This is a genomic window from Arthrobacter sp. 10N418, from assembly GCF_056394725.1.
Window position 1 is genome coordinate 173,539 of sequence record NZ_JBFTIK010000008.1, and the last position, 21,730, is coordinate 195,268.

At 67.5% G+C, this 21,730-nt stretch carries 22 protein-coding genes; 12 read left to right on the forward strand and 10 right to left on the reverse strand.

Annotated elements, in window-relative coordinates:
- Positions 1–38 precede the first annotated feature (38 nt).
- The gene (locus AC1DCZ_RS08850; protein ID WP_476974243.1) at positions 39–1,835 is read left to right on the forward strand and encodes a DEAD/DEAH box helicase; all 1,797 of its coding nucleotides are present in this window, start codon (positions 39–41) and stop codon (positions 1,833–1,835) included.
- Between the two features lie 8 nt (positions 1,836–1,843).
- Entirely contained in the window at positions 1,844–2,716 is an 873-nt protein-coding gene (locus AC1DCZ_RS08855; RefSeq protein ID WP_476974244.1) for a DNA-methyltransferase, read from the forward strand.
- An 84-nt stretch (positions 2,717–2,800) separates the two neighbouring features.
- Here the strand turns inward: AC1DCZ_RS08855 and AC1DCZ_RS08860 are convergent, their stop codons facing one another.
- On the reverse strand, positions 2,801–3,646 hold the full coding sequence (locus AC1DCZ_RS08860) for a PHP domain-containing protein (RefSeq protein WP_476974245.1): 846 nt from the start codon (positions 3,644–3,646) through the stop codon (positions 2,801–2,803).
- A gap of 81 nt (positions 3,647–3,727) precedes the next feature.
- Here AC1DCZ_RS08860 and AC1DCZ_RS08865 point away from each other — a divergent pair, with 81 nt between their 5' ends.
- The gene (locus tag AC1DCZ_RS08865; RefSeq protein WP_476974246.1) at positions 3,728–5,311 is read left to right on the forward strand and encodes an aminopeptidase P family protein; all 1,584 of its coding nucleotides are present in this window, start codon (positions 3,728–3,730) and stop codon (positions 5,309–5,311) included.
- An 87-nt stretch (positions 5,312–5,398) separates the two neighbouring features.
- Here AC1DCZ_RS08865 and AC1DCZ_RS08870 read toward each other — a convergent pair whose 3' ends face one another.
- Positions 5,399–6,283: a YflT domain-containing protein gene (locus AC1DCZ_RS08870; RefSeq protein WP_476974247.1), complete on the reverse strand. Its 885-nt coding sequence runs from the start codon at positions 6,281–6,283 to the stop codon at positions 5,399–5,401.
- Between the two features lie 77 nt (positions 6,284–6,360).
- Between AC1DCZ_RS08870 and AC1DCZ_RS08875 the strand changes: the two genes are divergently transcribed.
- Genes AC1DCZ_RS08875 through AC1DCZ_RS08885 form a run of 3 tightly spaced genes read left to right on the forward strand, consistent with a single transcriptional unit; the run spans position 6,361 to position 9,558 of the window.
- Entirely contained in the window at positions 6,361–7,644 is a 1,284-nt protein-coding gene (locus AC1DCZ_RS08875) for a magnesium transporter MgtE N-terminal domain-containing protein (RefSeq protein WP_476894192.1), read from the forward strand.
- The gene (locus tag AC1DCZ_RS08880; protein ID WP_476974248.1) at positions 7,625–8,404 is read left to right on the forward strand and encodes a DUF1003 domain-containing protein; all 780 of its coding nucleotides are present in this window, start codon (positions 7,625–7,627) and stop codon (positions 8,402–8,404) included. Before AC1DCZ_RS08875 ends, AC1DCZ_RS08880 begins: the two co-directional genes overlap by 20 nt.
- Positions 8,405–8,415: 11 nt before the next feature.
- Positions 8,416–9,558, forward strand: coding sequence for an Mrp/NBP35 family ATP-binding protein (locus AC1DCZ_RS08885; RefSeq protein WP_476974249.1), 1,143 nt, complete (start codon positions 8,416–8,418; stop codon positions 9,556–9,558).
- A gap of 47 nt (positions 9,559–9,605) precedes the next feature.
- Here the strand turns inward: AC1DCZ_RS08885 and AC1DCZ_RS08890 are convergent, their stop codons facing one another.
- From AC1DCZ_RS08890 to sigE, 3 genes are all read right to left on the reverse strand, one after another.
- Complete coding sequence (locus tag AC1DCZ_RS08890; protein ID WP_476974250.1) at positions 9,606–9,992, reverse strand: twin-arginine translocase TatA/TatE family subunit; 387 nt, start codon at positions 9,990–9,992, stop codon at positions 9,606–9,608.
- A gap of 81 nt (positions 9,993–10,073) precedes the next feature.
- Positions 10,074–11,246, reverse strand: a complete 1,173-nt coding sequence (locus tag AC1DCZ_RS08895) for an anti-sigma factor (protein WP_476974251.1) — start codon at positions 11,244–11,246, stop codon at positions 10,074–10,076.
- A gap of 8 nt (positions 11,247–11,254) precedes the next feature.
- Positions 11,255–11,890, reverse strand: coding sequence for an RNA polymerase sigma factor SigE (sigE, locus tag AC1DCZ_RS08900; protein WP_476974252.1), 636 nt, complete (start codon positions 11,888–11,890; stop codon positions 11,255–11,257).
- A gap of 308 nt (positions 11,891–12,198) precedes the next feature.
- Between sigE and AC1DCZ_RS08905 the strand changes: the two genes are divergently transcribed.
- Positions 12,199–12,831, forward strand: coding sequence for an O-methyltransferase (locus AC1DCZ_RS08905; RefSeq protein WP_476894186.1), 633 nt, complete (start codon positions 12,199–12,201; stop codon positions 12,829–12,831).
- 78 nt (positions 12,832–12,909) lie between these two features.
- On the opposite strand, the gene AC1DCZ_RS08910 is transcribed toward AC1DCZ_RS08905, so the two are convergent.
- The 4 genes from AC1DCZ_RS08910 to AC1DCZ_RS08925 all read right to left on the reverse strand — a co-directional run bounded on the left by AC1DCZ_RS08910 (position 12,910) and on the right by AC1DCZ_RS08925 (position 15,865).
- Positions 12,910–13,089 carry a DUF3117 domain-containing protein gene (locus tag AC1DCZ_RS08910; RefSeq protein ID WP_476894185.1) on the reverse strand — a complete coding sequence of 60 codons (180 nt, stop codon included), beginning with the start codon at positions 13,087–13,089 and terminating at the stop codon, positions 12,910–12,912.
- 231 nt (positions 13,090–13,320) lie between these two features.
- Positions 13,321–14,499, reverse strand: coding sequence for a hypothetical protein (locus AC1DCZ_RS08915; protein ID WP_476974276.1), 1,179 nt, complete (start codon positions 14,497–14,499; stop codon positions 13,321–13,323).
- A gap of 113 nt (positions 14,500–14,612) precedes the next feature.
- Complete coding sequence (locus AC1DCZ_RS08920) at positions 14,613–14,966, reverse strand: DivIVA domain-containing protein (protein ID WP_476974253.1); 354 nt, start codon at positions 14,964–14,966, stop codon at positions 14,613–14,615.
- A 35-nt stretch (positions 14,967–15,001) separates the two neighbouring features.
- Complete coding sequence (locus AC1DCZ_RS08925) at positions 15,002–15,865, reverse strand: LOG family protein (protein WP_476974254.1); 864 nt, start codon at positions 15,863–15,865, stop codon at positions 15,002–15,004.
- 186 nt (positions 15,866–16,051) lie between these two features.
- Here AC1DCZ_RS08925 and AC1DCZ_RS08930 point away from each other — a divergent pair, with 186 nt between their 5' ends.
- The 4 genes from AC1DCZ_RS08930 to AC1DCZ_RS08945 all read left to right on the forward strand — a co-directional run bounded on the left by AC1DCZ_RS08930 (position 16,052) and on the right by AC1DCZ_RS08945 (position 19,320).
- Positions 16,052–16,807 (forward strand): amino acid ABC transporter ATP-binding protein, encoded by a 756-nt coding sequence (locus tag AC1DCZ_RS08930; RefSeq protein WP_476894182.1) that lies wholly within the window; start codon positions 16,052–16,054, stop codon positions 16,805–16,807.
- A gap of 55 nt (positions 16,808–16,862) precedes the next feature.
- Positions 16,863–17,762: a glutamate ABC transporter substrate-binding protein gene (locus tag AC1DCZ_RS08935; RefSeq protein WP_476974255.1), complete on the forward strand. Its 900-nt coding sequence runs from the start codon at positions 16,863–16,865 to the stop codon at positions 17,760–17,762.
- Positions 17,763–17,824: 62 nt separating this feature from the next.
- Positions 17,825–18,472 carry an amino acid ABC transporter permease gene (locus tag AC1DCZ_RS08940; protein ID WP_476974256.1) on the forward strand — a complete coding sequence of 216 codons (648 nt, stop codon included), beginning with the start codon at positions 17,825–17,827 and terminating at the stop codon, positions 18,470–18,472.
- Positions 18,469–19,320: an amino acid ABC transporter permease gene (locus AC1DCZ_RS08945; protein WP_476974257.1), complete on the forward strand. Its 852-nt coding sequence runs from the start codon at positions 18,469–18,471 to the stop codon at positions 19,318–19,320. The genes AC1DCZ_RS08940 and AC1DCZ_RS08945 overlap by 4 nt, the downstream gene beginning before the upstream one ends.
- A 104-nt stretch (positions 19,321–19,424) precedes the next feature.
- Here the strand turns inward: AC1DCZ_RS08945 and dapE are convergent, their stop codons facing one another.
- Entirely contained in the window at positions 19,425–20,570 is a 1,146-nt protein-coding gene (dapE, locus tag AC1DCZ_RS08950) for a succinyl-diaminopimelate desuccinylase (RefSeq protein ID WP_476974258.1), read from the reverse strand.
- Positions 20,571–20,632: 62 nt separating this feature from the next.
- Between dapE and dapD the strand changes: the two genes are divergently transcribed.
- Positions 20,633–21,643, forward strand: coding sequence for a 2,3,4,5-tetrahydropyridine-2,6-dicarboxylate N-succinyltransferase (gene dapD / locus AC1DCZ_RS08955; protein ID WP_476894177.1), 1,011 nt, complete (start codon positions 20,633–20,635; stop codon positions 21,641–21,643).
- The last annotated feature ends 87 nt before the right edge of the window (positions 21,644–21,730 follow it).

Consider the following 21,730-nt stretch of genomic DNA (forward strand, 5'->3'; position numbering starts at 1 on the left):
CAAGCAGCGCAGCCCAAAATGAATAAGGAAACTCACCTGTGAGTGAATTGCACACGCACCAGCTTCTGACCGACGCATCCGGAACGGAATCGATCGAGCCCGAAGAGACCATCATCTCGGACGAAAAGCCTCATGAGATTGCCGAGAAGACCTTCGCGGACTACAACGTCCGCGCCGACATCGTGGAGTCCCTTGCCGCCGCCGGCATCACCCACCCCTTCCCCATCCAGGCCATGACGTTGCCCGTCGCCCTGGCCGGCCACGACATCATCGGCCAGGCCAAGACCGGAACCGGCAAGACCCTGGGCTTCGGCATCCCTGCGCTGCAGCGCGTCGTCGGCCGCGACGACGCCGGCTTCGAAAAGCTGGCAGTTCCGGGCGCACCGCAGGCTCTGGTGATCGTGCCGACCCGAGAACTGGCCGTCCAGGTGGCGAAGGATCTTGAGAACGCCGCCACGAAGCGCAACGCCCGCATTGCCACCATCTACGGCGGCCGCGCCTACGAGCCCCAGGTTGACGCGCTGCAGAAGGGCGTCGAAATCGTTGTCGGAACCCCCGGCCGCCTCATCGACCTGTTCAAGCAGAAGCACCTGAGCCTGCAGAACGTCAAGATGGTCATCCTTGACGAGGCCGACGAAATGCTGGACCTCGGCTTCCTCCCGGACGTTGAGACCCTCATCGCCGGCACCCCCGCCGTCCGCCAGACCCTGCTGTTCTCCGCCACCATGCCCGGCCCGGTCATCGCCATGGCCCGCCGCTACATGACCCAGCCGACCCACATCCGTGCCGCCGACCCGGACGACGAAGGCCTGACCAAGCGCGACATCCGCCAGCTCATCTACCGTGCCCACAGCATGGACAAGGTCGAGGTCGTGGCCCGCATCCTGCAGGCCCGCGGACGCGGCCGCACCATCATCTTCACCAAGACCAAGCGCACCGCAGCCAAGGTTGCCGAGGAACTCGTGGACCGCGGCTTCGCAGCCGCCGCCATCCACGGCGACCTGGGCCAGGGCGCCCGCGAGCAGGCGCTCCGCGCCTTCCGCAACAACAAGGTCGACGTCCTCGTGGCCACCGACGTCGCCGCCCGCGGCATCGACGTCGACGATGTCACGCACGTGATCAACTACCAGTGCGTCGAAGACGAAAAGATCTATCTGCACCGGGTGGGACGCACCGGCCGCGCCGGCAACAAGGGCACGGCCGTGACGTTCGTCGACTGGGACGACATGCCGCGCTGGGGCCTGATCAACAAAGCGCTGGGCCTGAGCTACCCGGAGCCCGTGGAAACCTACTCCTCGTCACCGCACCTCTTCGAGGAACTGGACATCCCCGCGGGCACCAAGGGCCGCCTGCCGCGCGACAAGCGCGTGCTGGCCGGCGTCGACGCTGAGGTCCTTGAGGACCTCGGCGAGACCGGCAAGAAGAACGCCCGCGGCACCAGCGCTGGCGGACGGGACAGCGCCCGCGGCACCAGCGCAGACGGACGGGACAGCGCCCGCGGCACCAGCGCAGGCGGACGGGACAGCGCCCGCGGCACCAGCGCAGGCGGACGGGACAGCGCCCGCGATACCCGCCGCAGCGGCGGCGCCGGTGGCGGACAGGAGAGCGGACGGTCCGGAGACCGCCGTCGCCGTCCCGCCGAGGCTGATGCCTCCGCCGGCCAGGCTGCCGAGGCTGTAGCGACCGCGGCACCGGCACCCGCCAAGGCCGCGGTCGAGGTCGACCGGGCCACCCGTGCCCGCCGCCGGACCCGCACCCGCCGCCACAACGGCGAAGTGGTGACCGGGGGCGACGCGCAAGGCGGCACTTCGCAGCCGGGCAGCGCCGAGGCCTAAACCCCTTCATGACTGACACCGTCTGGGCGCCGGACGGCAGCAATCTGGTGGTACACGCGGACAACGCGGAGTACCTTCCCACGCTGCCGGACGGCGCCTTCACCTTGATTTACGTGGATCCGCCCTTCAACACCGGCCGGGTCCAGAAGCGCCAGGAAACCCGGATGGTGCTCAACGCCGGCGGCGAGGGCGACCGGGTCGGCTTCAAGGGCCGGTCCTACGACACCATCAAGGGCGCCCTGCACAAGTACGACGACGCGTTCAGCGACTACTGGTCCTTCCTCGAGCCGCGGCTTGTGGAAGCCTGGCGGCTGCTCGCCGACGACGGCACCCTGTACCTGCACCTGGACTACCGCGAGGTGCACTACGCCAAGGTGATGCTGGATGCCATCTTCGGCCGCGAATGCTTCCTCAACGAGATCATCTGGGCGTACGACTACGGTGCGCGGGCCAAGTTCCGCTGGCCCACGAAGCACGACAACATCCTCGTGTACGTCAAGAACCCGGCCAAGTACCATTTCGACAGCGCCGAGGTGGACCGGGAGCCGTACATGGCGCCCGGGCTTGTCACGCCGGCGAAGCGCGAACTCGGCAAGCTCCCCACCGACGTCTGGTGGCACACCATCGTCTCCCCCACCGGCCGGGAGAAAACGGGTTACCCGACGCAGAAGCCCGAAGGGCTGATCCGCCGGGTGGTGGCTGCTTCGAGCCGGCCGGGCGACTGGTGCCTGGACTTCTTCGCCGGGTCCGGGACGCTCGGCGCCGTGGCCGCGAAGCTTGACCGCAGGTTCGTGTGCGTGGACCAGAACCAGCCGGCCATCGACGTCATGGCCAAGCGGCTCGCAAAGCACGCCACGTTCACGTCGTTCCCGGGCAACTAGCTCGCATTCCCAACTGACTGGCAGCAGGGGCCGTTCTGGGCGCTCAAAACGGCCCCTGCTGCCAGTCAGTTGGGTCGAAGGGGATCAGCGCACCACGGGGGTTCCGCTGCCCAGGTCCTCGATCCGGGCCAGGACCTCGGGCGAGGTGAGGTTCTCGCCCAGCAGGTTCGGCTTCCCGGCGCCGTGGTAATCGGAGGACCCGGTCACGAACAGGCCGTACCGTTCGGCCAGGCCGCGGAGGAACTCACGTCCCTCCTCGGGGTTGTCCCGGTGGTAGATCTCCAGGCCGGCCAGCCCGGCGTCGATCATCTCCCGGTAGGTGCGCTCTCCCACGATCCGTCCGCGGGAGGAAGCAACGGGGTGGGCAAAAACCGGCACCCCGCCCGCCGCCCGGACCAGTTCGACGGCGAGCGCCGGCTCCGGCGCGTAGTGCTGCACCCAGTAGCGCGACCTGGAGGTCAGGATGGAACTGAAAGCCTCGGACCGGTCCTCCACAACGCCGGCGGCGACGAGCGCGTCGGCAATGTGCGGCCGGCCCAGCGTTGCCCCCGGAGCCACATGGTGGATGACGTCGTCCCACGTCAGCGGGTAATCCTCGGAGAGAAGGCTGACCATCCTCTTCGCCCTCGTGTGCCGAGCGTCCTTGGCTTTCGTGATTTCCTCCAGCAGCCCCGGGTGCGCCGGGTCATGCAGGTAGCTCAGGAGGTGGACGCTGATTCCGTCCTCCGTGCGGCAGGAAACCTCCATGCCGGGCACGAAAGCGATGCCGTGCTCCCGGGCCGCCGCGGTGGCCTCCGCCCAGCCGCCGGTGGAATCGTGGTCGGTCAGGGCTACGGCGTCGAGCCCGGCGTCAGCAGCCGACGCAATGACGTCGGCCGGCGCCTGGGTGCCGTCGGAAACATTCGAGTGGGCATGCAGGTCAATCCTCACTCCACCAGCCTAGTTGACGGCCGCTCTCCGGCGGCGCGTGCCCGTTGGCCTAGGCCGTGCAGCTGATGAGACTATGGGACGGTGAACGATGCAGATAACACCCAAGTCTCCGCTTCCCAGCCCCTGGACGAGCGCGTCAACAACCGCTCCCAGCGGCCCACTTCCGACGCCTTCAAGGCTTTCATGGCCAGTAACTGGGCGCCGTCCCAGCAGCAGCTCCCCGAACGGGACGCTGTCGCCGGCCACACCGCCGCCCGGCGCCGGGCCATTTCCGGCCAGTTCAAAGGTGAACGCCTGGTCATCCCCGCCGGCCCGCTGAAGGTCCGCTCGAACGACTGCGATTACCGCTTCCGCCCGCATTCGGCCTTCGCGCACCTCACCGGCCTGGGCCTGGACCATGAGCCGGATGCCGTCCTGATCCTCGAACCAGTGGCGGAGGGCACCGGCGACGACGGCGGCAACCACCACGCGACGCTTTACTTCCGCCCGCTCGCAGGCCGGGATACCGAGCAGTTCTACGCCGACTCACGCTCCGGCGAGTTCTGGATCGGCGCCCGCCCCACCCTTGCTGAATTCCATGCCCGGCTCGGCCTCGAAACGGCGGACATCAGCGGACTCGAAACGGCGATCACTAAAAACGTCGGCGCCCCCGAAATCGGCGGCATCTCCATCCGGCTGGTCCGCAAGGTCGACGAGAATATCGATGCGCTGGTGGACACCGCCCGGTACAACACCGCCAAAGACCCCGAAAACCTGGACCTCGGCGTCCTCGATGCCCTCGACGAAAAGCTCACCGAGGCACTTTCCGAGCTGCGCCTGCTCAAGGACGAGTGGGAAGTCGAGCAGATGAAGACCGCCGTCGCAGCGACCGTGCAGGGCTTCACCGAGGTCGTCAAGGCCCTCCCGCGGGCACTGACCCACCACCGCGGCGAGCGCGTTGTGGAAGGGGCATTCTTCGCCCGCGCCCGGGAGGAAGGCAACGAGCTCGGCTACGACACCATCGCCGCCTCAGGCAACAACGCCACTGTCCTGCACTGGACCCGGAACACCGGCAAGGTCACTGCCGGCGAACTCCTGCTCCTTGACGCCGGCGTCGAGGCGGACTCGCTGTACACGGCGGACATCACGCGCACCCTGCCCGCCAACGGGACGTTCTCGGACGTCCAGCGCAAGGTCTATGAGGCAGTGCTCGACGCCGCCGACGCCGGCTTTGCCGCGGCGCAGCCCGGCACCAGGTTCCGCGACATCCACACCGCCGCCACCACGGTGCTGGCGGAACGGCTCGCCGAGTGGGGCCTCCTGCCGGTCTCCGTCGAGGAAGCTATCAGCACCGAAGGCCAGCAGCACCGCCGCTGGATGCCGCACGGCACCAGCCACCACCTCGGCCTGGACGTCCACGACTGTGCCCAGGCAAAACGGGAACTGTACCTGGACGGCGTCCTGGCCCCGGGCATGGTGTTCACGATCGAACCCGGCCTGTACTTCAAGAACGAGGACCTTGGCATTCCCGAGGAATACCGCGGCATCGGAGTCCGCATCGAGGACGACATCCTCATGACGGCCGAGGGCCCGGTCAACCTCAGCGCCGCGCTGCCGCGCAAGGCGGACGACGTCGAGTCCTGGATGGCAGGGATCTACCAGGAAGCCGACGGCCAGACGCCGTAGCTCCTCCTAACAAGTTGACCCCCGCCGGATGGATCCGGCGGGGGTCAACTTGTTGGTAAGGGGATTGGCGGCCCGGAATCCGGGAGCTTACGGCTGGGTGCCGTCCTGAGGCTGGCGCTCGTCGCCGGCCTGCTGCGCCTTCTGCACGTCGGATGCCCGGAGCCCGTACTGGGGCCTGCCGTCCGGAAGGTCGGGGTAACTGACCCCGGACGTCCGTTGTCCGGGCTCAGCCGCCTGCACCGGCGCCGCCGCCTGGGCTCCCTGGCCCGGTTGGGGTGCGCCGTCATACTGCCCGGCCGGCTGGTTGCCGGCCTCCGGCGTCCTCTGTCCGTAGGGATCATTCCAGCCCGCCGGCCGCTGCGGGGCATGCCCCTGCGCGCCGGGGTACTGCGGACCCTGCGGGGGCGTCTGCCCCCGGTAGTCGTGCTGCGGGTATCCTGCGGCACCCGCCGCGGACGCGTCACGCTGGGTCATCGGGAGCTGGTGCAGCAGGCGCCGCGCCTCGCCGGCCGCCTCGAAGGACACCACTACGTCGTAGTTCGTCGCCACCACCTGGCTCGTCGACGTGAAGTCACGCTTTCCGCGTTGCATCGCGTACGTGACAATGCCGAAGAGCATGAAGAACGCGGCCCCCATCAGCACCGAGGTCACAATCGAGAAGTAACCGCCGGTGGGCGAGAAGAACGACAACATGACGCCGACGAACAGGCCGAACCACATGCCGCTCAGCGCGCCGGAGAGGGCCACACGGGGATAGGTGAGCCGTCCGGTCACCCGCTCCACCATCTTCAGATCGTTGCCCACAATTGAGACCATCTGCACCGGGAACTGTTGGTCCGCCAGATAGTCCACCGCCTTCTGGGCATCCAAATAGGAGTAGTAGGAGCCGACAACGTCACCCTTGGGGACGGTGCGGGCCTCGTCCGGGCCGTTGGGGGCACCGGCTCTCGGAGCACCAAAAATGTTTGACATACGCCCATTCTCACCCATCAGGCTGGTGGACGGCTGTAAATTCAGCTAAAAGAGAGCAGACTCGGTAGCCTGTACAAGTGAGCACAAATCTTTCGCGCGTGTTTGTTGCGCGACTTCTCGGACTGGATGTCTTCGACCCGCTGGGCGACCGCCTGGGCCGGTTGCGTGACGTCGTGGTGCTCTCCCGCGGCACCCGGGGGGCCCCGCACGTGGTGGGCATCGTCGTCGAGGTCCCCGGTAAGAAGCGTGTGTTCGTCCCGATGACCCGGATCACCTCTATCGACCAGACCCAGATCATCTGCACGGGCCTGGTGAACCTGCGCCGCTTTGAGCAGCGCGGAGCGGAGACCCTCGTCGTTGCCGAAATGTTCGACCGCCGGGTGACGCTTGCTGACGGCAGCGGCGATGCCACCATCGAGGACATCGCGATGGACAGGCACCGCTCCGGCGACTGGTTCGTCAGCAAGCTCTTCGTCCGCCGCGGCCATTCCCTCTCCCCGTTGAGCAGGCTGCGCCGCAACGAGACCATGATCATCGACTGGGCCGATGCCCAGCAGGGCGCCCGCACCGAGCCCCAGGCCGCCACCCAGTTCGTCGCCACGCACGAGGACCTCAAGCCGGCCGACTTCGCTGAAGCGCTTCAGGAGATGAGCGACAAACGCCGCTTTGAAGTCGCCAGCGAGCTCCAGGACGAACGGCTCGCCGACGTCCTCCAGGAGATGCCCGAAGGCGACCAGGTCGAGATCCTCTCCGCCCTCGACGTCAACCGTGCCGCGGACGTGCTGGAGGAAATGGACCCTGACGACGCCGCCGACCTCCTTGCCGAGCTCCCCAGCGCACAGGCCGAGGAGCTGCTCCAGCTGATGGAACCCGAAGGCGCAGAAGACGTCCGCCGGCTGCTCGAATACGACGAGGACACCGCAGGCGGCCTGATGACACCAGTCCCGGTCATCCTGCCGCCCGAAGCCACCGTCGCCGAGGCACTCGCCCATGTCCGCCGCGAGGAACTCTCCCCCGCGCTGGCATCGTCGATCTTCATCGCCCGGCCCCCGCTCGAAACGCCCACCGGACGGTTCCTGGGCGTCGTGCACATCCAGCAGCTGCTGCGATTCCCGCCGCCGGAACCGCTGGGCAACCTCGTGGACAAGACTCTGGAGCCGGTCTCGGACCAGGCGCACATCAGTGAAGTGGCCCGCACGCTGGCCACCTACAACCTCAACTCGCTCCCCGTCGTCAACAGCGACGGACGGCTTGTGGGGGCGGTGACTGTTGATGACGTGCTGGATCACCTGTTGCCCGATGACTGGCGCGCCCACGAGGACGACGCCCCGATAAGGAAGCTTGGAGGCCGCGTTGGCTGATAACAGCACCCCGAAAACCTCCGGCGTCCGGCCGGGCAGCAGGGCTACAGGCAAAGGCAGCCTCGACACCCCCCTGAGCGGGCGTGCGCGGATCCTGCCCAAGTTCTCCCCGAACCCGGACGCCTTCGGCCACGCCACCGAGGGCTTCGCCCGGTTCATGGGGACGCCGACGTTCCTGGTCTACATGACGATCTTCTGCGTCTTCTGGCTGCTCTGGAACACGTTCGCGCCGAAGGAGTGGCAATTCGACTCCCAGGCGCTCGGCTACACCCTGCTGACCCTGATGCTCTCGCTCCAGGCCTCCTACGCGGCGCCCCTGCTGCTGCTGGCGCAGAACAGGCAGGATGACCGGGACCGCGTCTCGCTCCAGCAGGACCGCCAGCGGGCCGAGCGCAACCTCTCCGATACCGAATACCTCACGCGGGAACTCGCGTCCCTGCGGATCGCCCTGCGCGAGGTCGCCACGCGAGACTACGTCCGCGCAGAGCTGCGCAGCTTGCTCGAGGACATGCTGGAAGCGCAGGAGGAACTGCGCACCCATGATCCTTCCGCCGGCGTCCACGAGACCCCGCGGGACAAGGTCAAGGAAAAGATGAAGGAGCGGCGCGACAAGCAGCGCGGCCCGCGGACGCAGCAAATCCCGCGCGTCAAGTCCGGCAGCAAGCGGGAGGCCCCGCGAGCGGACGCCACAGAGAACCCGCCCGGGCCCCCTGCCGACCCCGCCCGTCTGCCCGCGCACCGCACCTTCCCCGAGAGCTGAGCATTCATCGCATGAGCACCCCGCTGGACCGCGCATCCCTGGAAGGGGCCGTGCACGCGGCACTCGCCACCGTGATCGACCCTGAGCTCCGCCGGCCGATCGTGGAGCTGGGCATGGTCGAGTCGGTGGAGGTTTCCGACGCCGGCAGGGTCCGGATCACCGTGCTCCTGACCATTGCGGGCTGCCCCCTGCGGGGCACCATCACCCGCGACTGCGAGGCCGCCCTCGCCGCCGTGCCGGGCGTCACCGCCGTCGACGTCGAACTGCTGGTCATGACGCAGGAACAGCGGGACGCCCTCAAGGAGCAGCTGCGCGGCGCCGGCGGGCAGCGCGGAATCCCCTTCAACGAGCCCGGCTCGCTGACGAAAGTGTATGCCGTGGCGAGCGGCAAGGGCGGCGTGGGCAAATCGTCCGTGACCGTGAACCTGGCCTGCGCCCTGGCCGCGCAGGGGCTGCGCGTCGGGATCGTGGACGCCGACGTCTATGGCTTCTCCGTCCCGGCACTGATGGGTATCACCCAGGCACCCACCCGGGTGGACGACATGATCCTCCCGCCCGTGGCCTTCGGGGTCAAGGTTATCTCCATCGGCATGTTCGTCACCGGAAACCAGCCCGTGGCCTGGCGCGGCCCGATGCTTCACCGGGCTCTGGAGCAGTTCCTCACGGACGTGTATTTCGGCGACCTGGATGCCCTCTTCCTTGACCTGCCCCCGGGGACCGGGGACATCGCCATCTCGGTGGCCCAGCTCCTGCCGAAGGCTCAGATCCTGGTCGTAACCACCCCGCAGGCGGCCGCCGCGGATGTGGCCGAGCGCGCCGGGACCATCGCCACCCAGACAGGCCAGACCCTGGCCGGCGTCGTGGAGAACATGTCCTACCTCGAGCTGCCCGACGGCGGCCGGCTGGAGCTTTTCGGCAGCGGTGGCGGCGCCGTGCTCGCCGAGCGCCTCTCGGCAACAGTAGGGGCCGATGTCCCCCTGCTCGGTCAGATCCCGCTGGATATCCTGTTGCGGGAGGGCGGGGACGCCGGGATGCCGCTGGTGCTGGACCGTCCGGAGACGCCGGCGGCCAAGGCCCTGGCGGGGATCGCGGGGAAACTCGCGTCGGTCCCCCGCGGGCTGAAAGGCATGTCACTCGGGCTGCAGCCGCGCTGACTCAAGACGGTGATGGTCCGGTGGTCCGGTCCGCCAGGTCACGGGGCCTAGGTGGCCTCTGAGTCAAAGGGCGCCGGCTCGCCGTCCGGCAGGCGTTCGACCACACGGGCCGGGCGCTGGTCGGCCGCAGCCGCCGCGGCGGGCACCGCTGCCGGGGCCCCGGCACTCATCGGTTTCGTGTCGTCCTCGAGCAGCGCTTCCTTGATGATCCTGCGCGGATCGTATTGCCGGGGATCGTACTTCTTCCAGTCGACATCATCGATGTCGATGCCGACTTCTTCCTTGATCTGTTCGCGCGCACCGGACGCCATCCGGCGGACTTCCTTGACGATGTTTGCAAGTTTCTGCGTGTATTCGGGCAGCCTGCTGGGACCGATCACCAGAAGGCCGATGATCAGCAGAAGAATGAACTCCGGTCCGTTGATTCCAAGCACTTTAGGAAGATTACCCTCTCGGTCGGGCCGGCGACGATTCGCGCAGCTCCAGGCGCCGGCCCTCCGCCGGGGATCGGTCCGTCATGGTGCCAGCATCCCCAGGATCCTGCCGAGTCCGCGTTCCATCCGCTCCGGCACTCCGCCCGGCGCCGGCGCGTCCCCGGCGGCGCCGGCGCGGGACCTGATGAGGGCGGCCACGCCGTCGCCGGCCTGCGTGGCCGGCTGATCCGACACGTAGGTGAAGGTGACCGTGGCGGTCTGGTAGATGGCCCGGTAGGGCGCTGCCGTGTTGACCCAGAGGCTGCCGCCGGCCCGTTCCGCGACGCGGCCGGGGCCGTCCGGTCCCGCCACGGTGAAACCGTCAGCCGTTGAGGTGTGCCCCGTGAGGATGTTGACAGGTGGCCCGCCGGGCGGCCGGCCGGCGCCCGGCAGCCCGTTGACAGCGGAGGACGGCGTGGCCCCCTGCTGGGCCGGGGGACGCTGCGGGAGCAGGGCACCGTGCTGTTCGAGGACGGTGGCGAAGTGCCGGCCGTCTGTGAGGCGCAACTCCAGGACGTCCTCACCGGACACGACGCCGCTGCGCGCCCAGATCATGTGGAAGCCCAGCTCCCGCAGCTCGGGACACGTCCAGCCCTGGGAACGGAGCGTCGCGAGCTGCCCGGCGGTGAGCGCCCCTGCGGGCGCCAGGTCCGGCTCGCCGCTGAGGCTTAGGCCGATCCCTGCCCCGGGTCCGGCTTCCCCGGGGAGGCTGGCCTTCCTGGCGTCCCCTGATGCGGGCGATCCACCGGAGACCAGCGCTGCGGGCGCGTCCTGCTGTGTGAAGCTGGAAAAGGCCGGTGTCTCCGTGCCGCCCGCGGCAGGCGAGGGATCACCGCCCATCAGGTAGGCGGTGCCGGCCATGAGGGCCAGTGCGGCCGCGGCCCCGCCGGCCAGGAGGGCGGCGGAGACGCGATCGTCAGGGGGACTCCCCCGGTCCAGGGCCGCAGGTTCCCGGGCTTGCCGCTCGGCTGCCAATTGCTGTGTCCGTGCCAGCAAACGCGCCGTCAGGTCATCACTTGCTTCGGGGACGGCCGCCTCGCGCAGGCGCTCCAAATACTGGCGTTCGCGCTGCTGTTGCGCGCGGCACTGGGCACACGACTCAAGATGGCCGTGGTCGCCCCCGGTCCGCCGGCCCGGGAGGATCCCACCTGCAATGCCGCCCGGCCGCGTCCGTCCGCACCGCGCCCCGCCCAGCAGGCGTTTGAACAGGCCCATCGCCTTTTTCAGAGGAGGCCGGCGATGCGCGGTATCTTCAGCCGCGGCTTGAGCGATTGCTTGGAGGCGGGTTTCGGCCGCGGATCCCGGTGCGCAAGCTTCTCCCGGAGCATCGTCCGGCCGCGGTGGATCCGCGACCTCACGGTTCCAAGCTTGATGCCCAGCGCGACAGCCACCTCATCGTAGGACAGGCCTTCGAGATCGCAGAGCACGACAGCGGCGCGGAAGTCAGGCGGCAGCTCCTCCAAGGCAGCCTGCACATCGAGGTCCAGGTTGTTGAACTCGAAACTTTGCTCAGGGCCGGGCTCGCGTCCGGGAAGCCGCGACTCGGCATCCTCGGCGAGCGCATCGAAGCGGATACGGCTCTTCCGCCGCGCCTGGTCCAGGAACAGGTTCGTGGTGATCCTGTGCAGCCAGCCGTCCAGTGTGCCGGGCTTGAAATTGTCCAGCGAGCGGAAGACCCGGACGAAGACCTCCTGGGTCAGGTCCTCGGCGTCGTACTTGTTACCGGTCAGCCGGTACGCAAGGCGGTAAACCTTGGCGGAGTGGTTGGTCACCACTTCTTCCCACGTCGGCCGCACCCATTCGGCTTCCGCCGCGGCCTGGGTCTCTTCAGTTGACGGGACATCTGCCAGTACCGACATCGTCCGCTCCCCTCGTGGATGTTACTTACGCCTGGATGGCGCCTGCTGAAACAGGCCCCGCACCCTTGATTCGACGCCGATCACCACGCGGATGAGCGGACTCCCATCATTTCAAAACAAGCTGTGAATTTCCTGACCCGGGATGCCCATTCCGCCGTCGGCGCAACCCTCCCGGACCAGCCGCGCACGTGCCCGCCGTCGGGGCACGTTCCGTCGGCTGGGCCACGGCCGCGCCGCCTCCCGGCCCGGCCGCGCCGGACACAGTACGCTGTAAGGAACACTCCCCTGCCGCCCAGAAAGCGATACCCATGAGCGCCGACAAGTCCACGAGCTGGTCCTACGCAGAAGATCTGCCTGCCGAGGATGAGGTCCTGTTGCACGCGCGCGAACGCTCCTTCGAACTTGGCGTGACGCCGATCGGCCCCGGCGTTGGTGCGGTGCTCACCGTCCTGGCCACCGCGTCCAAAGCGCAGACGGCTGTGGAGATCGGGACCGGAGCCGGCGTGTCGGGCGTGTGCATCCTGCGCGGACTGGGCCCGCAGGCCGTCCTCACGACGATCGACGTCGACGTCGAACACCTGAAGGCCGCTCGTGAAGCGTTCCAGGAAGCCGGCAGCCCGGCCAACCGTACACGCACCATCTCCGGCCGGGCAGGCGATGTCCTCCCCCGGCTGACCGACGGGGCGTACGATCTCGTTTTCATCGACGCCGACAAGCCGAACTACCCCAGCTACGTCGAACAGGCCATCCGGCTGCTCAAATCCGGCGGCCTGCTGGTCCTCAACGATGCTCTGGACAAGGACCGCGTGGCCAATCCGGCAGCACGGGAAACCACTACCGCTGTGCTGCGCCAGGTGGGCAAGTCCATCCGCGACGACGAGCGCCTCGCGTCAGCCATGCTGCCCACCGGTGACGGGCTGCTGATCGCGGTCAAGAAGTAGGCAACGACAGCCGGACATCGAAAAAGGGGCGGGTCCCGCAGCCAGTGGCTGCGGGACCCGCCCCTTTGCGAAGCTCTTTTAGCGCGAGACCACTTCGGTGACGCCGACAAGGCATTCCTTCAGGTTTGCCGCTTCTGCGGCGTTAAGCTCGACCACGAGCCGCCCCCCGCCTTCGAGCGGGACGCGCATAATCAGGCTGCGTCCCTCTTTCGTCACTTCCATAGGGCCGTCGCCGGTGCGTGGTTTCATAGCCGCCATAAGGAATATCCCCTCCATTAGTCCCGTGACTTACCAGCCCGGCCGGGCTGCGTCCGCTTGGTCAAACAAGCTGCCCGGCGGCCGCCGGGACGGCGCCGTAGCTATGAACTCAGTTTGCTTCTTGTCCTTGCTTATCCTCTATTATCGCGTAACAAGCCCGCCGGAGCTAATCGTTGGACTTTCCCGCGCGCCCTGGAAAACCGGGCCGGCACCCGGTAAAGGTGTTGCGGGTCACGGCGGATAGTCCCCGCCGCCCGGCAGCGGCGCCCACGCCCACAGCCACACGATCCAGACGATCTGAAGCAGCACGAACATGATGACCACCGTGCCGCGGTACGCGCGGGACCGTGAGAGGCAGGCCGCGCTGAGGGCGAGCGGGAACAACGGCAGCAGCATCCGGAACGTGCTTGTCTGGGGGTACAGGAACACCAGGAGATAGCCCATGTAGCAGCTGCACCACAGCCTCAGCTCGGTCCCCAGCGCCACCACGGGCCGGGACATCATCAACAGCATGAATGCAGCGACGGCCGCGAAGGGTGCCAGGACTCCGAGGGCCGGTCCGAAGAGGAGGATTCCGGCGTCAAACCACGGTTTGAAGGGCACGAGATCGTGACCCCGCCAGACGGCTTCGGTCTTGGTGTACGCCGCCATATCGCCGGTGACGGCCCACGCGATGGCTGGCCATACCAGGGCCCCGATGCCGCTCGCCACAGTGAGCCCGGCCAGGGACCAGAGCTGCGAACGGGTGTGGGCGTCCCCTCGGCGGCGGTCCGCCGCGTAGCGCTCCCACAGGCGGAAGAGCAGGAGCAGCCCGGCCATGGCCGCAAAGGGAACCCCCGTGGGCCGTGACAGGCCCATCAGCAGCGCCGCCGGCACGGCCCACAGATACCGGCGCCGCAGTACGAACAAGAGTGCGGTGCCGAGCAGCAGGAGGTTCAGGGACTCCGCATACGGCACCTGCAGCACCGGCGCGACGGGGAAGGACGAGAACATCACGGTCCCCCACAACGCCGTGCGGTGGCTGGCCTTGTGCCGGAAGATGCGGTAGGCCACCAGGGCGGCGCCGAGCCCGGAAGCCATGGCGATCACCGTCAACGACCACGCCGGGGCCATCCCGGTCAGCCCCGCCAGCACCCTTCCCAGCACGGGAAACAGCGGGTAGAAGGCCCAGGCGTTCTCCCGGACGTTCCCGGCCCCGTCGGTGGGCAGAATGTCCGGATAGCCGTTCTGCAGGGCTTCGCCGTACCAGCGGGCGTCCCAGATGTTGATGAAATTCCAGTAGTCGGGTTGGGCGGGAAACCACGGGTTCACGCCCTGATGCAGCGCTGCGGCCGTGAAAATGCAGGCACTGACGAACCGGGCCGCGACGTAGAGCCCTCCCGCCTGCGCCCACCACGGCCACCGCGCCATCCTGGCGCCAAACGCTGCCAGGCGGCTCCAAGCCGCCGCTTTGAGCCCCCGCGGCAGCCGGGCCTCAAACGCTCCCGGGACGGTTCCTGGGTCGTTCAGGTTGTTCGGGTCGTTCAAGGATGCTGCTCCGACTGCGGGGCCAGGCGCTCCACTTCCTTCCCGAGGTCCTCGATCCTGCGGTCCCTGGCGGCGATCTGGTCCCGCAACTCATCAAGCACCTGGTCCACCTGGTCCATGCGGTAGCCGCGCAGTCCAACGGCGAAGCGGAGCTGGTCAATGTCCGACGGTTCGGCGTCGGCGGGCAGGAGGACGGAAGGCAGCGAGGCGACCGGCTCGTCGAAGCCGTCCTCGAAGGGCTGGCTGCCGTCCCGCCGGCCCCGGCGGAGGACGTTCGACGCCCGGCCGGTGCCGAGAAGGACGGCGCCGCCAATCAGCACAATCGCAAAGAAGACCAGGAAGAGACTCACCAGTCCATCGTGCCAGACGACGGCGGCCCGGTGGATCAGGCCCGCGCGCTGTTGCCGTTTCCGTTGGTGGTGCCGCCGCTGGGGTTGCGGTGCCGGGCGGCGCCCTCTACGACAAGCTCCACGGCCTGCGCCGGATCATCCACGAGCTGGACCAGATCGAGGTCCTCCGCCGACATCATCCCCTCCGCCACCAGCGTGCTGCGGATCCAGTCGAGCATGGGACTCCAGAAGACCGTTCCGAGCAGCACGATCGGGAAGGACGTCACCTTGCGCGTCTGGACCAGGACCATTGCTTCGAAGAGCTCATCAAGGGTTCCGAGGCCGCCGGGAAGGACGATGAAGCCCTGGGCATACTTCACGAACATGGTCTTGCGGGCGAAAAAGTAGCGGAAGTTGATGCCCAAGTCCACCCACTGGTTCATGCCCTGCTCAAAGGGCAGTTCGATCCCCAGGCCCACGGATACGCCGTTTCCCTGGACGGCGCCCTTGTTGGCGGCTTCCATCGACCCCGGTCCGCCGCCGGTGATGACGGCAAGGCCGGCTTCAGCCAGCTTGCGGCCCACCTCGACGCCGAGATCATAGTAGGCGCTGCCGGGCACGGTGCGGGCGGAGCCGAACACGCTGACCGCCGGGCCAAGGTCGGCGAGGGCGCCGAAGCCTTCCACGAACTCACTCTGGATCCTCAGGACGCGCCAGGGGTCGGTGTGGACAAACTGGCCCGGGCCCTTCGTGTCAAGCAGGGTCTGGTCGGACATGGTGACTTTGGCCTGCTTGCGCCGCAGCTCCAACGGGCCTTTGTGGCGTATCCCGTTGGGCGGCGACGTGTCCCGGGTTTCGCGGGAGGGCTTGCCGGCGGGGTCCTGCTCTGGGCTGCGCTGCGGATCGGTACTCATGCCCATAGGCTAGCGCGGAACCCGGCCCCGGACGGTCCGGCGCGTCGGGCCTGTCCGGATGCGGCGTGGGCCCGGCGGCAGGGATGGCGCCGCCGCAGGAACAGCCTGACCTGCAGGTATCTCTTGAATCACGATCTGCACGAATCCCCGTGATAGCGGTCATATGCGGCTAATGTTCGCTAGATTCTTCTTATGACTACTCAAGTGCCCGGCGATGCGCTCGTCTCCCTGAATGCCGTCAATAAGCATTACGGCCAGCTGCACGTCCTGAAGGACATCAACCTGAACGTCCGCAAGGGCGAGGTTGTCGTTGTCATCGGCCCGTCGGGTTCCGGCAAGTCAACCTTGTGCCGTGCCATCAACCGGCTCGAGACGATCGACGACGGCGTGATCCGCATCGACGGCAAGGAACTGCCCAAGGAAGGCAAGGAACTTGCCAAGCTGCGGGCCGACGTCGGGATGGTCTTCCAGTCGTTCAACCTCTTTGCCCACAAGACGATCCTCGAGAACGTCACGCTCGGCCCCGTGAAGGTCAAGGGTGTCTCCAAAGCAGATGCCGACAGGGATGCCATGGCCCTGCTGGAACGGGTCGGCGTCGGCCACCAGGCCCCGAAGCTGCCGGCGCAGCTCTCCGGCGGCCAGCAGCAGCGCGTCGCGATTGCCCGAGCCCTGGCGATGAAGCCGAAGGTCATGCTGTTCGACGAACCGACGTCGGCCCTCGACCCGGAAATGATCAACGAAGTCCTGGACGTCATGGTCCAGCTCGCCAAGGAAGGCATGACCATGATCGTGGTCACGCACGAGATGGGCTTCGCCCGCAAGGCCGCGGACCGCGTGGTGTTCATGGCCGACGGCCAGATCGTCGAGGACGCCAGCCCCGAGGAATTTTTCACGAACCCCAAGAGCAGCCGGGCGAAGGACTTCCTGTCCAAGCTGCTGACGCACTAGAAGTACAAAGCATTCTCCGGCCGCCGCGCGGCGGCCGCCCAATGAAAGGTACCTGATGAAGAAATTCTTTACCCGGAAGAGGCCGATGCTGGTCGCAGCAACCGCGGCGCTGGCTCTTTCCCTCAGCGCCTGCGGCGGAACCGGCGGCGGCGCCTCCCCGACCAGCACGGAGCAGGCGCCGTACAAGGTCGCCGACAACGTCTCGATTTCCGGCAGCCCCACCTTCGACGCCATCAAATCCAGCGGCAAGGTACGGATCGGCGTCAAGCAGGACCAGCCCGGCCTTGGGTTCAAGGACGCGGCCACTGGCGAATACACCGGTTTCGACATCGAAATCGCCAAATGGATCGCTGCGTCCCTTGGCATCAGCAAGGACAAGATCGAGTTCAAGCCGATCCCGTCCGCCAACCGCGAGTCGGCGATCACCAACGGTGACATCGACTACTACGTCGGCACCTACTCCATCACCGACAAGCGCAAGCAGCTCATCGACTTCGCCGGCCCCTACTTCGTCACCGGGCAGGGCCTGCTGGTGAAGAAGGACAACTCCACGATCAACAGCGAAAAGGACCTGTCGGGCAAGAACGTCTGCTCGGCCACCGGCTCCACGCCGATCCAGAACATCAAGGCCAACTTCCCGGGCACGAAGACCACCGAGTTCGATACCTACTCCCAGTGTGTCGAGGCCCTGAAGAGCGGACAGGTCGACGCCGTCACCACCGACCAGGCCATCCTGCTCGGCTACGCCGCCCAGGAGCCGGACAGCCTGAAGGTTGTCGGCCAGCCGTTCACCGTTGAGAAGTATGGTGTCGGCCTGAAGAAGGGCGACACGGCGCTGCGCCAGTTCGTCAACAAGACGTTCACCGACGGCGGGACCGTGTGGCAGAAGCTCTACGACCAGACCCTGGGCCAGTCGGGCACCAAGGTCCAGCAGCCCGCAGTAGAGAACTACTAAACCGACGCTGAGGGGGCGGCCGCAGTGCCGCCCCCTCAACACCTGCTGAAAGCGACGATTCTGTGAATACGCTGCTGAACAATTCGGACCTTTTCGTGACGGGGTTCCGGAACACGCTCATACTCTTCTTCATCTCCGCGATCTTTGCGCTCATCCTCGGCACCGTCGTCGCCACCCTGCGCGTCTCGCCCGTTCCCGCCATGCGCGCGGCGGCAACGCTGTACGTCAATGTGGTGCGCAATACGCCGCTGACCCTGGTGCTCTTCTTCTTCGCCCTCGGCTATCCGAAGCTCGGGCTGGTACCCATCGACTTCATGACGGCGGCCATCATCGGCCTGAGCCTCTACACCGCGACCTACGTGGCGGAGGCTGTCCGGTCCGGCATCAACACCGTCCCCGTGGGGCAAGCCGAAGCCGCCCGCGCCATCGGCCTGCCGTTCACGCAGACGCTGACCCTCGTCATCCTGCCTCAGGCCTTCCGCGCCGTCATCCCGCCGATGTTCAGTGTGTTCATCGCCCTGCTCAAGAACACGACTGTTGCAGCAGGTTTCTCCGTTTTCGAGGCCGGAGCCATCCGGGCAAACCTCTCCGAGCGCGGCGAGCCGGCACTGACCGGGCTCCTGTGGATCGCGCTCGTGTTCATCGTCCTCGTATTCATCCTTTCCGCACTGCAGCGAAAGCTTGAACAGAAGTGGAAGGTTGCCCGATGAGTTCCGTTCTTTTCGACGCTCCCGGGCCCAAAGCCCGTTCACGCTACCGCATCCTGGGGGTTGTCACTGCCCTCGTGATCCTGCTGATCGTCGGCTTCGTCATATTGCGGTTCGCCCAGAGCGGCCAGTTCGAGGCCAAGAAGTGGCAGCTGTTCACGTTCCCCCTGGTCCAGCAGACCATCGCCCAGTCCGTCGGAGCCACCCTGGCCGCGTTCGGCACCGCAGCCGTCCTCAGCCTGGTGCTGGGCGTCTTCCTGGCGTTCGGGCGCCTTTCGGACCGCCGCTGGATCAGCCTCCCGTGCTACGGCTTCACGGAGCTTTTCCGGGCAGTACCGCTGCTGATCCTGATGATGATCTTCTACTACGGCCTGCCGACCGTGGGCGTCCAGGGGATCACGCCGTTCACCGCCGTCGTCGCCGGACTGGTGCTCTACAACGGGTCCGTCCTGGCCGAGGTCTTCCGGGCCGGCATCGAATCCCTGCCGCGCGGCCAGAGCGAGGCCGGCTATGCCATCGGGCTGTCGAAGAGCACTGTCATGACCAGCATCCTGCTCCCGCAGGCAGTCCGCTCCATGCTCCCGGTGATCATCTCCCAGCTCGTGGTGATCCTGAAGGACACCGCGCTGGGGTTCATTGTGACCTACAACGAGATCCTCTTCCAGGCGAAGTACTTCGGCAGCCAGATCCAGTACGGTTCCCCGATCATCCCGGCGGCCATCGTCGCCGGCGTCCTGTACGTCGGCATGTGCCTGATCCTGGCCGCGATCGCCAAATGGCTGGAGCGGCGGCTTTCCCGCAAGCCCGGCGCCGCCATCATCCCCGCCGCCAGCGTCCCGGCAGAGGTGTAGTTTCCCGCACGCAGCTGAGCGTCCCGCAGGCAGCGACTCCACGGCTGCAGGACAAGCAAACGGCCCGGAACCAGGAGGTTCCGGGCCGTTTGCCTTGCGCTGCGTCAGAGGCTCAGCCAGCGCCGCAGCGCCTGCAGGCAGGCCCGGATCGCGTCCGCCTCGACGTGCTCGTTGTCTTTGTGCGCCAGGAGCGGGTCCCCGGGCCCGAAGTTCACCGCAGGGATCCCCAGCTCACTGAAACGCGCGACGTCGGTCCAGCCGTATTTCGGTTTCGGTTCGGCACCTACGGCAGCAACAAAGGACGCGGCAGCGGGGTGGTTCAGCCCGGGCCGCGCGCCGGCGGCGCTGTCGGTCCGGACGACGTCGAAGCCCGCCAGGAGTTCCCGTACGTGCTGCTCGGCCTCGTCCGGGGTCTTGTCCGGGGCGAAGCGGTAGTTGATCTCCACGACGCAGCGGTCCGGGATGACGTTGCCGGCCGTGCCGCCGTTGATCTTCACGGCGTTCAGGCTTTCCCGGTAATCCAGTCCGTCGACGTTAACGGTGCTCGGCTCGTAGGCGGCCAGCCGTTCAAGAATCGGAGCCGCGGCGTGAATAGCGTTGCTGCCCATCCAGGCCCGGGCCGAGTGGGCGGCTTCGCCGAGCGTGGTCGCTTCAAAACGGATGGTGCCGTTACACCCGCCCTCGACCGTGCCGTCGGTAGGCTCGAGCAGGATCGCGAAGTCGCCGACCAACAGCCCGCCGTGGTTGCGTACCAGCCGGCCGAGCCCGCTTTTCACCGCCTCGACCTCCTCGTGGTCGTAGAAGACGAAGGTCACGTCCTTGTCCGGCTCCGCACCGCCATCGAACACCGCGGCCAGTGCCAGCTGCACCGCGACGCCGCCTTTCATGTCGGTGGCCCCGCGGCCGTACAGGATGCCTTCGCCGGGCGCCCCCGAGGGCCAGTAGGAGGGGACGGTGCCGAGGGAGCCGTCCGTGGCGGGCAGCGGCACGGTATCGAGATGCCCTGCCAGGATGACCCGCTCGGCGCGGCCCAGGTTGGTGCGGGCGATGATGGAGTCCCCGTCGCGCACCAGCTGCAGCTGCGGAATGGTCCGGAGGGCGTGCTCGACGGCGTCGGCCAGTTCCGTTTCGCTGCCGGAGATGCTGTTGATGTCGATCAGGGCAGCCGTGAGCAGGGCAACATCCTGGCGGATGTCCAGGCGTGCGGGGGCATGGGCGCGGGAAGGGGCTTGGGAGTCTGGGGCAGTCACCGTTCCACTTTATCCGCGTCTTGGGTTTCGGTCCCCGCGGGCGCGCTCGTTAGACTTGGGCCATGACTGAAACTGCCGCTTCCGCTGTGCCCGCCGACGCCCGCTCCGCCTATGGCTACGGAGTGGCCACAGTCTCCACGCGCGAAGGCGTCGCCACCGTGCTGGACGTCTGGTTTCCGGCCCCGGCACTCGGAATCGCGGCGGAGAACCTCCGCGACGTGGACAACGCGGACCAGTCGCTGCTCGACATCGCTGCCGGCGGCGCAGACCCCGACCGCGGCACCGAGCAGAAAGTCGTCTTCGTCCAGATCCACCTCGACGAGGAGCCCGCAGACACGGCGGACGCCTACCTCCGGCTGCACCTGCTCTCCCACCGGCTTGTCCAGCCCAACACGATCAACCTCGACGGAATCTTCGGCAAGCTCCCCAACGTTGTGTGGACCAACTTCGGGCCAGCCGCCGTGGAGGACTTCGAGTTGACCCGGGCCCGCCTGCGCAAGCGCGGCGCCGTAACCGTCTTTGGCGTGGACAAGTTCCCGCGGATGGTGGACTACGTCGTTCCGTCCGGGGTCCGGATTGCCGACGCCGACCGCGTCCGCCTCGGCGCGCACCTGGCCGCAGGAACCACCGTCATGCATGAGGGCTTCGTGAACTTCAACGCGGGCACGCTCGGCACGTCCATGGTCGAGGGCCGCATCTCGGCGGGCGTCGTCGCCGGCGACGGGTCCGACGTCGGCGGCGGCGCCTCGATCATGGGGACCCTGTCCGGCGGCGGCAAGGAGAAGATCGCGCTGGGCGAGCGCGTACTCCTGGGCGCCAACTCCGGCGTGGGCATCAGCCTCGGCGACGATTCTGTGGTGGAGGCAGGTCTCTACGTCACCGCCGGAACCCGCGTGCGCGTGGTCGGGCCCCGGGACGCCGACGGCGAGGACACCTCCAGGGTGGTCAAGGCTGTGGAGCTTTCCGGCGTCCCCAACCTGCTCTTCCGCCGCAACTCCGCCACCGGTGCCGTCGAAGCCCTTCCCCGCAAGGGGCAGACGGTGGAGCTCAACCAGGACCTGCACGCCAACTGATTCGGTGGCGGGCAGCCGCCCGCCACTCGCCTGGCCTGGCCGGGAACGCACGAGGGATGAAGCGGCCTGCAAGGGCCCGAGGGAGTA

Coding starts and splice junctions, on each gene's coding strand:
- AC1DCZ_RS08925 (WP_476974254.1), bottom strand. CDS start 15,865: ATGGGCATGAGTACCGATCCGCAGCGCAGCCCAGAGCAGGACCCCGCC.
- AC1DCZ_RS08945 (WP_476974257.1), top strand. CDS start 18,469: ATGAGTTCCGTTCTTTTCGACGCTCCCGGGCCCAAAGCCCGTTCACGC.
- AC1DCZ_RS08870 (WP_476974247.1), bottom strand. CDS start 6,283: ATGTCAAACATTTTTGGTGCTCCGAGAGCCGGTGCCCCCAACGGCCCG.
- AC1DCZ_RS08905 (WP_476894186.1), top strand. CDS start 12,199: ATGAGCGCCGACAAGTCCACGAGCTGGTCCTACGCAGAAGATCTGCCT.
- AC1DCZ_RS08915 (WP_476974276.1), bottom strand. CDS start 14,499: ATGGCGCGGTGGCCGTGGTGGGCGCAGGCGGGAGGGCTCTACGTCGCG.
- AC1DCZ_RS08855 (WP_476974244.1), top strand. CDS start 1,844: ATGACTGACACCGTCTGGGCGCCGGACGGCAGCAATCTGGTGGTACAC.
- AC1DCZ_RS08935 (WP_476974255.1), top strand. CDS start 16,863: ATGAAGAAATTCTTTACCCGGAAGAGGCCGATGCTGGTCGCAGCAACC.
- AC1DCZ_RS08895 (WP_476974251.1), bottom strand. CDS start 11,246: ATGGGCCTGTTCAAACGCCTGCTGGGCGGGGCGCGGTGCGGACGGACG.
- AC1DCZ_RS08910 (WP_476894185.1), bottom strand. CDS start 13,089: ATGGCGGCTATGAAACCACGCACCGGCGACGGCCCTATGGAAGTGACG.
- AC1DCZ_RS08885 (WP_476974249.1), top strand. CDS start 8,416: ATGAGCACCCCGCTGGACCGCGCATCCCTGGAAGGGGCCGTGCACGCG.
- sigE (WP_476974252.1), bottom strand. CDS start 11,890: ATGTCGGTACTGGCAGATGTCCCGTCAACTGAAGAGACCCAGGCCGCG.
- dapD (WP_476894177.1), top strand. CDS start 20,633: ATGACTGAAACTGCCGCTTCCGCTGTGCCCGCCGACGCCCGCTCCGCC.
- AC1DCZ_RS08930 (WP_476894182.1), top strand. CDS start 16,052: ATGACTACTCAAGTGCCCGGCGATGCGCTCGTCTCCCTGAATGCCGTC.